The sequence below is a fragment of the Brevibacterium sp. 1718 genome (assembly GCF_051131255.1).
Lineage (GTDB): Bacteria > Actinomycetota > Actinomycetes > Actinomycetales > Brevibacteriaceae > Brevibacterium > Brevibacterium sediminis.
The window spans coordinates 2,504,416-2,519,404 of the sequence record NZ_CP186550.1; the positions used below are offsets into that span (position 1 = coordinate 2,504,416).

A 14,989-nucleotide genomic window follows, 5' to 3' on the forward strand; every position below is an offset into this window, starting at 1 on the left:
ATGCTTGAAATACGAGACCTCGGTAAGCGCTTCGGCGGGCTCGACGCGGTCAAGGACGTCAGTCTGGACGTCGAGGCAGGTCAGATCACCGCAGTCATCGGTCCCAATGGAGCAGGCAAGTCAACGCTGTTCAACCTGGTCCATGGTTTCTATCGCCCCACAGCCGGGACCATCAGCTTCAAGGGTGAGGACATCACTCATTCCTCCCCACACCGGACTGTGGCCGGCGGCATTGCCCGCACATTCCAGACAACGAACCTGTTCGATGACAGCACTCTGTTGGAAAACGTCTTGGCCGGTCGAATCGTCCGTTCGAAGTCCAACGTCTTCGACGCGGTCTTCCACACGCCTCGCCATCGTCGTGAATCAAGCATCAACGAGGACAAGGCGATGGAAGCTCTTGAGTTCTGCGGGGTCGCAGAATATCGGCACGATCTGGCGTCCAATGTTCCGCAGGAGGTGCAGAAGCGCACCGCAGTGGCCATGGCACTGGCCACTGAGCCCGAGCTGCTGCTGCTCGACGAACCCGCCGGCGGCATCCCCGAAGAGGAGACTGTCGATTTCGGCAACCTCATTCGGTCGTTGCCACAGCGAGGCGTTTCCGTCCTCCTCGTCGAACACAAGATGACGATGATCATGGGCCTCGCGGACACGATCCTCGTCCTCGACCACGGGCAGAAGCTGGCGCTCGGCGCACCGGCGGAGATCCAATCGAATCCGGATGTCATCCGTGCCTATCTCGGTTCGACAGCACAGGAGGAGAACTGATGCTCACGCTCGACAATGTCAGCACCGGGTACGACGCCACGAACGTTCTCCACGGGGTGAGTATCACGGCGAACCCAGGAGAGCTCACCGTTGTCCTCGGAGCGAACGGGTCAGGCAAGACGACACTCTTCAGAACCATCAGCGGACTGATGCGTGTCCGTGCCGGGTCGATCACCTATGAGGGTCGTCAGCTGCAACGAGCTCGCCCGAATGCCGTCGTCAAAGCCGGTATCGCGCACTGCCCGGAAGGTCGCCACCTGTTCGGCAAGATGTCGGTGGAGAAGAACCTGCGTCTGGGGTCCTATCCTCACCGGAACAGATCGCGAACAGAAGAGGTCTACGCTGAGGTCCTCGATATGTTTCCGGTCCTCAAAGAGAAGGCGAAGCAGCCGGCAGGCTCCCTGTCCGGCGGACAGCAGCAGATGGTCGCAATCGGACGAGCATTGATGTCCGACCCGAGCCTGCTGATCCTGGATGAGCCGTCGATGGGCCTGGCTCCCATCGTCGTCGAGCAGGTGCTCGAGTCAGTCGCCCAGATCAATCGAAACGGCATCGGCGTCCTGCTCAGCGAGCAGAACGCGAAGGCATCGCTGGCGATCGCCCACAGAGGATACGTCCTTGCTGAGGGGAGGATCGTCCTCGCTGATGATGCCTCCCGGCTGCTCGACAACCCTGAGGTGCAGGCGGCTTACCTCGGCCTCTGACGAATAAGAGAATCATCCGTTCAAGAGGGCGACAGTTCAGAACGATCATCTCGCCGAGGCGGCCCGGCCACCTCGGCGAGAATTCGCTGAGTTGATCGTTCCGAACGTCCAGAACGGTCAGTCACACTCATTCAATTCGGTTGGGCGTGCCCGGCCGTCTCACTCATCCTGGAACCGGGAGACGTCCCCGGCTCCGACGCGAGCCACCTCGGGGTACCGTCCGGTGAAATCGATGACCGAGGTCGGCACGACTCCGGGGACACCGGACTCGACGACGATATCGAGGTCATTGCCGAGCTGGTCCATGACATCCTCGGCGTGAGTCAGCGGATCCTCATCGCCGGGCAGCAGCAGCGTCGAGGACAGGATCGGCTCCCCCATCGCCTCGACGAGGGCGAGGGCCGTGACGTTCTGCGGAATCCGGGCGCCGACCGAATGCTTCTTCGGGTGCATCATCCGGCGCGGGACTTCCTTCGTCGCCTTCATGATGAACGTGTACGGCCCCGGCGTCATCGATTTGATGGCTCGGAAATCGGAATTGTCGACGATGACGAACTGACCCAGCTGAGCGAAGTCATGGCACATCAGCGTGAAATGGTGCTTCGAACCGAGATGCCGGATGCGGGTGATCCGTTCGATGCCTTCTTTGTTGTCCAAGGCACAGCCGAGGGCATAACAGGAATCAGTCGGATAGGCGATCAGGCCACCGTTCCTGAGTGACTCAGCGGCCTTCTCGATCAGTCGGTCCTGCGGGTTCTCCGGATGGATATTCAGTAGTGTCGCCATACTTCATGCTAACCACTCTGCCGCCACAGTGCGAGGGGTTGACGGACAAGTGCCCGGCAATGCGAAAACGGTGGGCTCTTCGAGCCGAAACCTTTCGGCGGCGTCGGGTCGGTCCGTCAGATTCCCAGACCGAGCAAGAGGTATTGATCAGTCCGACGTCACTGGCTTCTTCAGGCCCTTGACCAGTTCGGCTCGGCCGGTGCGCGGATCGGAGGCGAGAAGGATATTCACCCACCTGGCTCTGGGATCCGCGTCGACCAGCAGAGCCTTGATGAGCAGTGTCGCCGGCAGTGCGAGCAGGGCGCCGAGCCAGCCGAGGATCCACACCCAGAACAGCAGTGACAGGAACGAGATCAGCGGGGTCACGCCCACCGACTCACCCGTGAACTTCGGCTGGATGATCGCCTGGATGACGAAGTTGAGCACGCTGTAGGCGATGACCACCCACAGGGCCGACTGCCAGCCGCTGTCGACCAGCGCCAGCAGAGCCGGTGGGACGAGACCGATGACGAAGCCGATGTTCGGGATGTAGTTCGTCAGGAATGCGAGGACTCCCCACACCCAGATGAGCGGGACGTCGATGATCGCCAAGGCGATGACGTCGAGGAATGCGACGATGAGGCCGAAGACCGTGGCCACCACCCAGTAGCGGCGGACGCCACTGGCGAAGTCGCCGATCGACGCCGACAGCGAGGGCTTCACATCGAGCAGCATCGCCATCCGCTTGTCGATGCCCATCGAGTCCATCGCCACGAAGAACACCGCCATGATCACCGTGGTCAGCAGGCCCGCAACCGACGACAGGTTCGTCAGCAGCGGATAGACGGCGTCGAGCACGGAGCGGACGTCGAAAGCCGAGAGCTGCTGCTGGATCACCGAGGATGTCACCCCGATGTCCGACAGCAGCGCCAGAGTGCTCTGGTAGGTGGCCACGAGTTCATTGCTGTAGCTGGGGATGAGGATGACGAGCTCGGCGACGGACCATGCCGTGAGGCCGAAGAAAGCGAAGATCATGCAGAGCACGAGCACGACCGAGATGCACGCCCCGATCGCCCGCGGCACCTTGATCCGAGTGAGCAGCCTCTGCACCGGGTAGACGACGATATAGAAGTTGAGCGCAAGGAACACCGGAGCCACGATGTCCTGGAGTCCGCGGAAGAACATCAGCGCGTACGCCAGGCCCGCCAGCGTCACCGCGATCATCAGCGCCCGTGCCGGCGGCCGCGCATGCCAGGGCCGTGCCTCGCCCGCTGCGTCGGAGGCGGCGTATCCGACCTTCCCCGACGCAGAGTCAGCGTGTAAAGACTCCGAGTCCGCCACAGGGCCCGTGTGCCCGGACGTCGAACCGGCTAACGGTGTTGAGGACGGCGCAGGCTCGGCCGGGCGCGCGGCATCGCCGGCTGATCCGACCGCACCGTCAGCGGCGCCCGACGCCTGCGCCTGCTCGTCCTCGTTCATTCAGCGTCCCCGACGCTTCTCGCGGATGCGCATCGACACCTCGATGGGAGTGCCCTTGAAGCCGAAGGTCTCGCGCAGGCGACGGATGATGAACCGGCGGTAACCGGGATCGAGGAAGCCGGTGGTGAAGAGCACGAACTTCGGCGGACGCGACTGCGCCTGAGTGCCGAAGAGGATGCGCGGCTGCTTTCCGCCGCGCACCGGGTGCGGGTTGGCCGCGACCAGCTCACCGAGGAACGCATTGAGTCGTCCCGTCGGAATACGGGTGTCCCAGCCTTCAAGAGCGGTCTCCATCGCCGGTACGAGCTTCTCCGCATGACGGCCGGTCTTCGCCGAGATGTTCACGCGCGGTGCCCATGCCACATGGCCGAGATCCCGTTCGATCTCCCGCTCCAGATAGAAGCGACGTTCGTCATCGAGCAGATCCCACTTGTTGAACGCCAGCACCACGGCACGTCCCGCCTCGACGGCGGTCGTGACGATGCGGACGTCCTGCTCGCTCAGAGGATCCTGGACCTCCATGAGGACGAGAGCCACCTCGGCGCGTTCGAGCGCGGTCTGCGTGCGCAGCGCTGCATAGAAGTCGGCACCACTGGCCTGATGAGCGCGACGGCGGATACCGGCAGTGTCGACGAAGCGCCACTGCTTACCGCCGAGCTCGATGAGCTCGTCAACCGGGTCACGAGTGGTGCCCGCGACATTGTCGACGAGCACGCGGTCGGAGCCGATGAGCTGGTTGAGCAGGGACGACTTGCCGACGTTCGGACGGCCGACGAGGGCCACACGACGCGGTCCGCCCTCTTCGACGCGGGTGTCGACGGCCGAGACCTCAGGCAGGATCGTGAGCACCTCGTCGAGCAGGTCGGCGACTCCCCGACCGTGCAGAGCCGAGACGGTCCACGGCTGGCCGAGGCCCAAGCCCCAGAGTTCGGCGGCCATGAGCTCGCCGCGCTCGTCGTCGACCTTGTTCGCGGCGAGGAGGACCGGCTTCTTCTTCCGGCGCAGCATCTTCACGACCATCTCATCGGTCGAGGTCGGGCCGGTCGTGGCATCGACGACGAGGAGCACGGCATCGGCCATGTCCACGGCGACCTCGGACTGGATCGCGATGCGCGAGGCCATGCCCTTGGAGTCCTGATCCCAACCGCCGGTGTCGACGAGGGTGAATTCCTTCGTGTTCCATTCCGCCCGGTAGCTCACGCGGTCACGGGTGACGCCCGGAACGTCCTCGACGACGGCTTCGCGGCGGCCGAGGATGCGGTTGACCAGCGTCGACTTGCCGACGTTGGGGCGACCGACGACGGCCAGCACCGGTGCGGCACCGAGGGCCTCGTCGTCGTCTTCATCGAAGCCGTAGGCGCGCAGCAGCGCACGGTCTTCGTCTTCGAGCTCATAGCTTTCGAGTCCGGCCTCCAGCGCGGTCGCCCGCTGCTCGGCCTCCTCGTCGCTGATGCTCTCGACACGATCGACGAGGTCTTCGTCGGGTGTCTCGTGGAATTCGGATTCGCTCATTGTGAGTCCTTCACCAGCTGCAGCACCGTCTCGACCACCTGGTCGAAGTCGATGTCACTGGTATCGAGTGTGAACACTCCGTCGGCGGCCTCTAAGAAGCTCGTCGTGGCGGAGTCCTTGGCGTCACGGCCCGTGACGAGGTCTTGAGTGGCGGCGAGCGCCTCGGCGTCGGCATTGCCGTGCACTTCCTTCGCCCGGCGGGCCACGCGGACCTCATCGCGGGCGGTCATGAGGATGCGCACATCGGCATCGGGTGCCACCACGGTCGTGATGTCCCGGCCCTCGACGACAATCCCCTCGGGTGCGGCGGTGATGTAGGCCCGCTGCATCTCGATGAGTTCCTCGCGGGCGTCGATGACGCCGGAGACCGTCTGCACGTTCGCCGACACGTCCTCACCGCGGATGTCCTCGGTGACGTCGATGTCGTCGACGGAGACGAAGAATTCGTCGGGGCTGAGCGAGATCTCCAGATCCGCTCCGCGCACCTGTTCGAGCACGTCGACGGGGTCGGTGACTCCGCGGTTGAGGCACAGCCACGCCATCGCCCGGTACATCGCACCGGTGTCCAGGTACTGGCAGCCCAGTCGACGCGCCACCTCCTTGGCGGTGCTCGACTTGCCCACTCCGGACGGTCCGTCAATGGCTACGACGCTCATGCAGTTCCTTCTTTCTCGATGGCGGATTCGGGGATCTGCCATCCCTTCGACAGCAATCCGATCTCCAGCTCCTGCTGGATGGCCGGGACCACGGACACGTCGACCATGCCCAGTTTCCGACCGGAGGCGTGATCCATCCGGAAGTCCTCGACATTGACGCCGAGGTCGCCGATGTCCTTGAACAGCCGGGCCAGCATTCCGGGCGTATCCGGAACCAGGATCGTGACAACAGCATAGGTGGTCGGCGGCTGCCCGTGCTTGCCGGGAATCCGGTCGTGTCCCTCGTTTCCCAAGGCGATCGCCTTGGCGAGCAGCCCCGTCGACCCGGGTCCGAGTTCGAGTGCACCGATGACCTCGTCGAGCTCGGTGCGCAGATCGACGAGGACCGAACGGACCTCTTCGGCGTTCCCGGTCAAGATCTGCGTCCACAGACCCGGGTCCGAAGCGGCGATACGGGTGACATCACGCAGTCCCTGCCCGGCCAGCGAGATCTCCTCCAGAGGTGCGTGCCGCAGCTGGGAGGCGACGAGGGAGGACACGATCTGCGGCACATGCGAGACCTTGGCAACCGCGGCATCATGGATGCGCGGATCAAGGTGGAGCACCGAGGCGCCCGTGTCCTCGGCCATGGCGATGACCTCGCCGAGGCGGTCGGCCGGGGTGTCCTCATCCGAGCAGATCACCCAGGGCCGGGCCGTGAACAGGTCCGACTGGGCGGCGATCGCCCCGGACTTCTCGCGTCCGGCCATGGGATGGCATCCGATATAGCGATCGAGCTGAGGTCCCGTGACCAAATCTCGCACCGCCTCGAGGAGGCGGGTCTTCACGCTGGCGACGTCGGTGACCGTGGCGTTCGGGTAGTCCTCGAGCGCCGAGGCGATGACCCGTGCGGCGACATCGGGCGGAGTGGCCACGACGACGATGTCCGGGTGCGCGGCAGGCGACGTCGCGTCGGCGGCGACGGTCGGGTCGGCCGCCTCGGCGAGGTCTTCGGTCGGATTGACGACCTGACCGGCGCCGAGATCCGCGGCGAGCTGCTGCGCGGTCGGTGAGGTGTCTTCGAGGGTCACCTGGTGGCCCTTTGCGCTCAGCGCCAACCCCAGGCTGGCACCGAGCAGGCCGGTGCCGATGATGTGGACTCTCACAGACCGACGGCCTCGAACAGTGCACCTACCTCATCGGAGCGCAGCGGGCGGATCTTGCCCTGCTTCTGCTCGTCGAGGACGATCGGTCCGAACTTCAGCCGCACGAGCCGCTCCACCGGGTGGCCGATCTCGGCGAGGAGGCGGCGCACGATGCGGTTGCGGCCGGAATGGAGGGTGAGTTCGACGACGGACTTGCCCGGAGTCGAATCGACGAGCTTGAAGTCGTCGACCTTGACGAACCCGTCTTCGAGGTCGATTCCGGCCTTGAGGATGGCACCGGCATCCTTCGCCAGCTGTCCCTTGACCTTCGCGAGGTAGGTCTTCGGGATCTCGTAGCGCGGGTGGGCCAGGCGGTTGCTAAGCTCCCCGTCGTTGGTGAGCAGGATGATGCCCTCGGTCTCGGTGTCGAGACGGCCGACGTGGAAGAGGCGCTCATTGTTGTTGCGCACATAGTCGGCCAGGCAGGGTCGGCCCTCGGGGTCGCTCATGGTCGATACGACTCCCGCTGGCTTGTTGAGCACGAGGTAGACCTTCTTGGTCTGTGTCGAAATTCTCACTGTGTCCACGTACACGGACTGTGTTTCGGGGTCGATCCGGGTGCCCAGTTCGGTGACGATGGACCCGTCGACCTCGACGCGGCCATCGGCGATGAGCTGCTCACAGGCACGGCGTGATCCCAGTCCCGCCTCGGCGAGCACCTTCTGCAGCCGCACACCCCCGCTGACGTGGGCGTCTGATGTCTGGCCGGCTCCCGAACCGCCCTTGTTGGAGGCCTGATTCGCCGTCGCTGCGCGCTGTTTTCGGCTGGGTCGGTTCTGGCGCCCGCCGGGGGCGCGGTGATCACGGTAGGGACTCATACATCCATTCTCTCAAATCAATCAGCGACTCGTGACATCTCGGCGGCCGAATCGGAGTCATCGTCGAGATCGTCGTCGAGGGCGCCGTCGATCTCGGCGAGCACTTCGGTGTCTTCGGCGCCGAGTTCGGCGACGTCGGCGTCTTCAGGCAGGTAGGGGGCGATATCGGGCAGGTCGTCGATCGCGTTCATGCCCATCGTGTCGAGGAACGTACGCGTGGTGGCGTAGAGCAGCGCCGAGGTGGACGCTTCCTTGCCTGCTTCGACGATGAGTCCGCGCAGCAGCAGGGTGCGGATGACGCCGTCGACGCTGACGCCGCGGATGGCTGCGATGCGGGGCCGGGAGATCGGCTGCCGGTAGGCGATGACTGCCAGAGTCTCGAGCGCAGCTTGGGAGAGCTTCGCGCTCTGCCCGGCCGTGAGGAAGTCCTTGACCACCTCGTGATAGTCGCCGCGGGAGAAGATGCGGAAGCCGCCGGCGACATGGCGGATCTCGAACCCGCGCTGCCGGTGGTGCTCGTCCCCGTCGTAGTCGGCTTTGAGCGTCTGGATCGCTTCGAGGACGGTGTCCTCGTCGAGGCCGAGGGAGCCCGCGAGGTCTTCGGCAGTCACCGCCGAATCGGCGACCATGAGCACGGCTTCGATGCCGGCGAGGATCTCGTCATCGATCATGATTGTTCCCCTTCTGCTTCGTCTCCGCTCCAGTCGCCTTCGGTGCGCAGGTCGACTCCGTCTTCGTTCATCTCGGTGCGGTGGATGAGCAGCCGTCCCAGAGGTTCGGGCTGGTCGAAGTCGCAGAGGCCGACCTTGAACAGTTCGAGCAGGGCGAGGAACCTCGCCACGACGACCAGGGTGTTCTCGGCTGTTTCGAGCAGATCCTGGAAGTCGACGTCTCCGGCGCGCAGCAGGGACAGGATGTGCCCGCGCTGCTCGGACACGCTCACGAGCGGCAGGTGGATATGGTCGACGGCGACGCTCGGCGGGGTGTGGTCGCGTTGGAGCACGGTGGCGAAGATTCCGGCGAGCTCACCGGGACCGATGTTCAGCTCCAGCGGCGGCAGCAGGTCCTGGAACTCCGGCTCGAGGTCGACATCGCGTGGGGCCCGGATCGAGCCGGCGGCCATCGCTTCGGCCAGGTACCCGGACACGGACTTGTACGCCTTGTACTGCAGCAGCCGGGCGAAGAGGAGGTCACGGGCCTCGAGCAGTTCGAGGTCGAGGACCTCTTCACCGTCTTCGTGGGGCAGCAGCCGTGCGGTCTTGAGGTCGAGCAGGGTCGCGGCGACGAGGAGGAACTGGGAGATCTCGGCGAGATTCGCCTGATCCTTCAGCTCTGTAGTGTAGGCGATGAACTCGTCCGTCACCTCGGCGAGGGCGATCTCTGTGACGTCGAGGCGTCGTTTCGAGATCAGTCCGAGCAGCAGGTCGAAGGGGCCGGTGAAGTTGTCCAACCGCACCTGGAATCCCTGTGCGGAGTCATTCTCGGAAGCCGTGTCATCGCCGGGCGCTGCGCCATCGCCGGACACGATGTCAGTGCCGGATTCAGCGCCATCGCCCGAGGCGACGCCACCGCTTGAGGCAGATGCCGCTTCCTCCACGTCTGTTACGGAGTCGCTCAGGGTGCGCCTCCGCGGGCGATGAGCTCCCGGGCGAGTCGGCGGTAGGCTTCGGAGCCGGCGTGCTTCGGGGCGAAGCTCGTGATCGGTTCGGCGGCCACGGAGGCGTCGGGGAACTTCACGGTGCGGTTGATGACGGTCTCGAAGACCTTGTCGCCGAAGGCTTCGGTGACTCGCGACATGACTTCCTTCGAGTGCAGGGTCCGCGAGTCGAACATCGTGGCGAGGATTCCGTCGACCTCGAGTGAGGGGTTGAGCCGGTCCTGGACCTTCTCGATCGTCTCGACGAGCAGGGCGACGCCGCGCAGGGCGAAGAACTCGGTCTCGAGCGGGATGACGACACCATGGGCGGCGGTCAGAGCATTGACGGTGAGCAGTCCCAGCGAGGGCTGGCAGTCGATGAGGATGACATCGTATTCGTCGGCGACCTTCGACAGGGCACGGGCGAGCACCTGCTCGCGGGCGACCTCGCCGACGAGCTGGACTTCGGCGGCGGAGAGGTCGATATTGGCCGGCAGGATGTCGATGTTGTCGAATTCCGTTTCGACGATGACCTCGTGCGGGTCCAGTCGCGGGTTCATCAGCAGGTTGTAGATGCTGATGTCGAGCTCATAGGGGTTGAGTCCCAGCCCGACGGACAGTGCGCCCTGCGGGTCGAAGTCGACGAGCAGCATCTTGCGTCCGTAGGCGGCCAGAGCCGCACCGAGGTTGATCGACGAGGTCGTCTTGCCGACCCCGCCCTTCTGGTTGACCATCGCGATGATGCGGGCGGGTCCGTGCGAAGCCAGGGGTGCCGGCTCCGGGAAGTCCTGGGGCTCGTTTGCGGTCCGCTGCTGGGGGATCTCCAACGCCTCTTGCGTATTCATCTCTCGGATGGCCACCTTTCGTTGCTCTACGTCCAACCCTACCGCGCTCGGGGGTGCGAGGTCGCGTACACTTCCCGCAGTGTCTCCTCGGAGACTTTCGTATAGATCTGCGTCGTCGTCACCGAGGCATGGCCGAGCAGCTCCTGGACGACGCGGATGTCCGCACCGCCCTCGAGGAGGTGCGTGGCGAACGAGTGTCGGAACGTATGCGGAGACACCTCGGCGTCGATCTTCGCCGCCTCTCCGGCGTCCTTGACGATCTGCCACGCCGAGACCCGGGAGAGCCGGGTTCCGCGTGCGTTGAGGAACAGTGCCCCGGCCGGGGCCGAGGATCTCGCCTTCGCCGCCATCGACGGACGCACCCGTGACACCCACGCTCCCAGGGCGCGCGCGGCGTGGGATCCGAAGGGCACGATCCGCTCCTTCCCGCCCTTTCCGTAGAGCCGGACGAGCCCTGAGTCGAGGTCGAGATCGTCGAGGTCGACGCCCACGGCCTCGGAGATGCGGGCTCCCGTGGCGTAGAGGAGTTCGAGCAGGGCCGCGGCCCGGATCTGCACGGGTTCCTCGCCGTCGGTGGTGGCGATCATCGCTTCGATCTCGTCGAGCGCCAGTGCCTTGGGCAGTCGCAGTCCTTCCTGCGGTGGGCTGACCTCGGAGGCCGGGTCCGTGGGCGCGAGGTTCTCCCCCAGCGCGAACGTGTGGAATCGTCGCACCGCGACGAGTGCGCGTGCCCGACTCCGCGGTGCCAGTCCCGAATCGAGCAGGTGAAGCGCAAAGTTCTCCACCTTCTGTCGATCGACATCGCCGAGGCGGCTCACCCCGTCATCGGTCAACCAGGTTCCGTACCGGGCGAGGTCACGAGCATAGGCGTCGATCGAGTTCATCGACAGTCCGCGTTCGAACCGCAGGGAGGCGAGATAGGACTCGAAGGCGCGCCGCAGGTCTCCGGGCAGGTTCTCCGGCAGGAGTTCGGCGCCGTGCCGAGCCACAGGGTCTCAGTCCTCGCTCGAACCGATGGTCTCGACCTGAGCACCACGGCCGAATTCGGGGCGGCCGTCGACGAGTCGCCTCGGCGCATCGACGGGACGGAACTCCACCGGTGCTCCTGCAGCTTCGGCGCGCAGCACCCGGTCGACCTGGAAGATCGCGAGCTGGGCGATCGCGTTGGTGATCCGCCCATCGGTCACGGCCGCGAGTGCTTCGTCGATGCCGACCCAGGCGTAACGGAATCCTGCCTCTTCTTCGCCGCGTTCGTGACGGTCGGCTTCGGGAACAGAGGACAGCCCGCGTGCCAGGTAGAGACGCATCGTCTCCGAGCTGCCGCCCGGGGTCAGGCAGGAGTCGCTGAGGACGTCCCAGTGGTCGGCCGTGAGGTCGGCTTCCTCGATAAGTTCCCTCTTCGCCGCTTCGAGCGGGTCCTCTCCGGGAACGTCGAGCAGACCGGCCGGGACCTCCCACAGCCTCGCTCGGACGGGATGCCGGTACTGCTGGGCCAGGAGGATCCGCTGCTCGTCATCGACGACGGCCACGCCGACGGCACCGGTGTGCGCCATGAGATCGCGGACGAGCCCGGACGCCTCGGGCAGGTCGAAGGTCTCTCTGCGGATATCCCACACTGCGCCTTCGTAGACGACCTCGGAGGAGGTGATCGGCGGGACCACCGGATCGTCCTGCAGGATCTCATCGTGCTGAGTGCTCATCGGCTGCCTCCCGAAACTCGACGGTGGTGGAACGGCGAATGCCGCCGGCGCTCTGGCCGACGGCATTCGCTGTGAAGATGGACAACGGTCACTGACGCTCGAGAGCGGCGGCGACCAGACCCGCGAACAGCGGATGAGGTGAGGTCGGACGCGACTTCAGCTCGGGGTGCGCCTGAGTGGAGACGTAGAACGGGTGCTGCTCATGCGGAAGTTCGACGAATTCGACGAGCTCACCGTTCGGTGAGGTTCCGGAGAACTCGAGCCCCGCCTCGGCGAGCTGATCCCGGTAGGTGTTGTTGACCTCGTAGCGGTGACGGTGACGCTCGCTGATCGTCGTGTCCCCATACACGCCGGCCACGACGCTGCCTTCGGTGAGCTTGGCTTCGTAGGTGCCCAGACGCATGGTGCCGCCCAGGTCGCCTTCGCCCTCGACGATCGAGAGCTGCTCGGCCATGGTCGCGATGACCGGAACCGTGGTCTCGGGGTCGAATTCGGACGACGAGGCCGCCTCGATGCCGGCGACGTTGCGCGCGTATTCGATGACCATGCACTGCAGACCCAAGCACAGGCCGAGGGTCGGAATGCCGTTGGTGCGGGTGTATTCGAGTGCGCCGAGCTTGCCTTCGATGCCGCGGATGCCGAAGCCTCCGGGCACGCAGATCGCGTCGAGGCCGGACAGTGCCGACGCGGCTCCGGCTTCGGTGGAGCAGTCATCGGACTGGATCCACTTGATCTTGACCTTCGCATCGTTGGCGAAGCCGCCGTGGCGCAGCGCCTCGGTGACGGAGAGGTAGGCATCGGGCAGGTCGATGTACTTGCCGACGATGCCGATGGTGACTTCCCGGGACGGGTTGTGCACGCGTTCGAGTACCCAGTCCCACTTCGTCCAGTCGACGTCGCGGAACGGCAGGTTGAGGTTGCGGATGACGAACACGTCGAGGCCGCCGTCGTGGAGGACCTTCGGAATGTCGTAGATGCTCGGGGCGTCGACGCAGGACACGACAGCTTCGGTCTCGACGTCGCAGGCGCCGGCGATCTTCGCGCGGATCGAATCCGGCAGCTCGCGGTCGGAGCGGAGCACGATCGCATCGGGCTGGATGCCGATGGAGCGCAGGGTGGCCACCGAGTGCTGGGTCGGCTTCGTCTTCAGCTCTCCGGAGGGCCCGAGGTAGGGCACGAGAGAGACGTGGATGAAGAACACGTTGTCCCGGCCGATGTCGTGACGGACCTGGCGGGCCGCCTCGAGGAAAGGCTGGGATTCGATATCGCCGACGGTGCCGCCGATCTCGGTGATGATGACGTCGGGGCGGTCCGCCTCGGGGCGTTCGGCCTGGGCACGCATCCGCGCCTTGATCTCATCGGTGATGTGCGGGATGACCTGGACGGTGTCGCCGAGGTACGCACCGCGGCGTTCTTTCGCGATCACCGAGGAGTAGATCTGTCCGGTGGTCACATTCGCTGCGCCGTCGAGGTCGTTGTCGAGGAAGCGCTCGTAGTGGCCGATGTCGAGGTCGGTCTCGGCACCATCCTCGGTGACGAAGACTTCGCCGTGCTGGAAGGGGTTCATCGTGCCGGGATCCACGTTGAGGTAGGGATCCAGCTTCTGCATGGCCACGGTGAGGCCGCGCTGAGTGAGCAGATGGCCGAGGCTCGATGCCGTCAGACCCTTGCCCAACGAGGAGGCGACGCCTCCCGTGACGAAGATGTGCTTTGCCGTATGTGTGCCGCCTGGGCCAGTTCGATTCACCACGGGATTTGATTCTATCAAAGTCCGGCTCACGAATCCGAGACGGCGTCGACCTCGGCGTACAGGTCGAGCAGCGTCTCGGAGATCGCCGCACCGTTGCTCACGTCGATGACCCGCTTCTTTGCTGCCACAGCGGAGGTTCCGCGTCCGGCCGGGTCGTCGAGAAGATGATTGATCTCACGCAGCAGCGCCTCCGTGTCGTCGGCGGGAACGGCCTTCGCGGCCTCTCCCCAGATGCCGGCGCGGCGTTCGCTGCCGATGAAGACCGCGGGCTTCGACAGCTGCATGAGGTCTTCGTGGGACAGTCCCGTCATCGTCTCGCTGGCGACGACGACATCGGCAGCGGCCGCGACATCGACGAGGTCTCCAGCCGGTGCCACAAGGACGCCGCGGTCGGAGAATTCGCGGGAGATCGTCGACCGGTCCTTGCCGGTGCCGGTGAGGACGAAGACGACCTTGCGGTCGCGGCGGCGCTGGTTGATCTGGTCGGCGGCGTCGAGGACCGTCGCCAGAGCGGTGTGGTCACGCAGCGCGATGGGGCTGGCGACCATCCAGGTGCCTTCCGCGAGGCCGAGTTCGCGACGGACCTCGGCGCGCGGGGTGCGGACCGTGAGGTCGGCGTCGATGTCCGGGTGGACGAGTTCGGCGCGTTCGACGACCGGGACGCGGCCGCCGTAGTAGTCGACGACGGGTTCGGTCGTGCCGAGCACTGCGGTGGCCGTACGGCCGACGATCTCGGCTCCGGTCTTCTCGATGACGTTGGCGGAGTCGAAGGATTCGATGGTGGCGACAACCTTCGGGTGCAGGCGGGCGGGCAGACCGGTGAAGGCCAGTCCGGCGAGCGTCGCCGCATGCAGTCCGTGCGCGTGGACGATGTCCACGTGCTGGTAGTACTTGTGAAGAGTGAAGGCGGAGCCGGGGTCAGCGGTCGTGAGTCGGCGACGGGCGGTGAGTTCGATCTCGCGGAATTCGCCGGCCAGTTCCTCAGGGACTCCGAAGGTGCCCAGCAGTGACCGGTGCGCGGCGACGGCGACCTTGAAACCGGCCCGGAGGTGACCGAGCACGGCGAGCTTCGCCACTTCGACGACGGGACCGGTGGTATCGGCGAGCACGTGCAGAATCCTCGTGTCTGCGCTCAGTGGGTTGACCTCGCCGGATTCGCTCATTTCCTCATC

General features: G+C 65.3%; 15 protein-coding genes. 2 read left to right on the top strand and 13 right to left on the bottom strand.

The genetic code is table 11. The annotated features are described in order from the left end of the window. Positions 1–768 (top strand): ABC transporter ATP-binding protein, encoded by a 768-nt coding sequence (locus ACOZ9V_RS11220; protein WP_434590005.1) that lies wholly within the window; start codon positions 1–3, stop codon positions 766–768. Further along, a complete protein-coding gene (locus ACOZ9V_RS11225; protein WP_434590008.1) occupies positions 768–1,472 on the top strand; it encodes an ABC transporter ATP-binding protein in 705 nt (234 codons plus the stop codon). The genes ACOZ9V_RS11220 and ACOZ9V_RS11225 overlap by 1 nt, the downstream gene beginning before the upstream one ends. A 159-nt stretch (positions 1,473–1,631) precedes the next feature. Here ACOZ9V_RS11225 and ACOZ9V_RS11230 read toward each other — a convergent pair whose 3' ends face one another. The 13 genes from ACOZ9V_RS11230 to ACOZ9V_RS11290 all read right to left on the bottom strand — a co-directional run bounded on the left by ACOZ9V_RS11230 (position 1,632) and on the right by ACOZ9V_RS11290 (position 14,980). Continuing rightward, positions 1,632–2,258, bottom strand: a complete 627-nt coding sequence (locus ACOZ9V_RS11230) for an L-threonylcarbamoyladenylate synthase (RefSeq protein WP_139469736.1) — start codon at positions 2,256–2,258, stop codon at positions 1,632–1,634. 147 nt (positions 2,259–2,405) lie between these two features. After that, positions 2,406–3,716: an AI-2E family transporter gene (locus ACOZ9V_RS11235; protein ID WP_434590010.1), complete on the bottom strand. Its 1,311-nt coding sequence runs from the start codon at positions 3,714–3,716 to the stop codon at positions 2,406–2,408. Next, on the bottom strand, positions 3,717–5,228 hold the full coding sequence (gene der, locus ACOZ9V_RS11240; RefSeq protein ID WP_172170082.1) for a ribosome biogenesis GTPase Der: 1,512 nt from the start codon (positions 5,226–5,228) through the stop codon (positions 3,717–3,719). Further along, a complete protein-coding gene (cmk, locus tag ACOZ9V_RS11245) occupies positions 5,225–5,884 on the bottom strand; it encodes a (d)CMP kinase (RefSeq protein WP_434590012.1) in 660 nt (219 codons plus the stop codon). The genes der and cmk overlap by 4 nt, the downstream gene beginning before the upstream one ends. After that, positions 5,881–7,029, bottom strand: coding sequence for a prephenate dehydrogenase (locus tag ACOZ9V_RS11250; RefSeq protein ID WP_434590014.1), 1,149 nt, complete (start codon positions 7,027–7,029; stop codon positions 5,881–5,883). Before ACOZ9V_RS11250 ends, cmk begins: the two co-directional genes overlap by 4 nt. Continuing rightward, entirely contained in the window at positions 7,026–7,886 is an 861-nt protein-coding gene (locus ACOZ9V_RS11255) for a pseudouridine synthase (protein ID WP_139908276.1), read from the bottom strand. The genes ACOZ9V_RS11250 and ACOZ9V_RS11255 overlap by 4 nt, the downstream gene beginning before the upstream one ends. 17 nt (positions 7,887–7,903) lie before the next feature. Then, positions 7,904–8,557: an SMC-Scp complex subunit ScpB gene (gene scpB, locus ACOZ9V_RS11260; protein WP_181271742.1), complete on the bottom strand. Its 654-nt coding sequence runs from the start codon at positions 8,555–8,557 to the stop codon at positions 7,904–7,906. Next, entirely contained in the window at positions 8,554–9,411 is an 858-nt protein-coding gene (locus ACOZ9V_RS11265) for a segregation and condensation protein A (protein WP_434590018.1), read from the bottom strand. Before ACOZ9V_RS11265 ends, scpB begins: the two co-directional genes overlap by 4 nt. An 89-nt stretch (positions 9,412–9,500) precedes the next feature. After that, positions 9,501–10,367, bottom strand: a complete 867-nt coding sequence (locus ACOZ9V_RS11270; protein ID WP_101546302.1) for a ParA family protein — start codon at positions 10,365–10,367, stop codon at positions 9,501–9,503. 38 nt (positions 10,368–10,405) lie between these two features. Beyond that, the gene (gene xerD / locus ACOZ9V_RS11275; protein WP_420096582.1) at positions 10,406–11,356 is read right to left on the bottom strand and encodes a site-specific tyrosine recombinase XerD; all 951 of its coding nucleotides are present in this window, start codon (positions 11,354–11,356) and stop codon (positions 10,406–10,408) included. A 6-nt stretch (positions 11,357–11,362) separates the two neighbouring features. Then, entirely contained in the window at positions 11,363–12,067 is a 705-nt protein-coding gene (locus ACOZ9V_RS11280) for an NUDIX domain-containing protein (protein WP_434590022.1), read from the bottom strand. An 88-nt stretch (positions 12,068–12,155) separates the two neighbouring features. Continuing rightward, positions 12,156–13,835, bottom strand: a complete 1,680-nt coding sequence (locus ACOZ9V_RS11285) for a CTP synthase (RefSeq protein ID WP_219922354.1) — start codon at positions 13,833–13,835, stop codon at positions 12,156–12,158. An 8-nt stretch (positions 13,836–13,843) separates the two neighbouring features. Further along, a complete protein-coding gene (locus ACOZ9V_RS11290; protein WP_434590024.1) occupies positions 13,844–14,980 on the bottom strand; it encodes a group 1 glycosyl transferase in 1,137 nt (378 codons plus the stop codon). Positions 14,981–14,989: the final 9 nt, after the last annotated feature.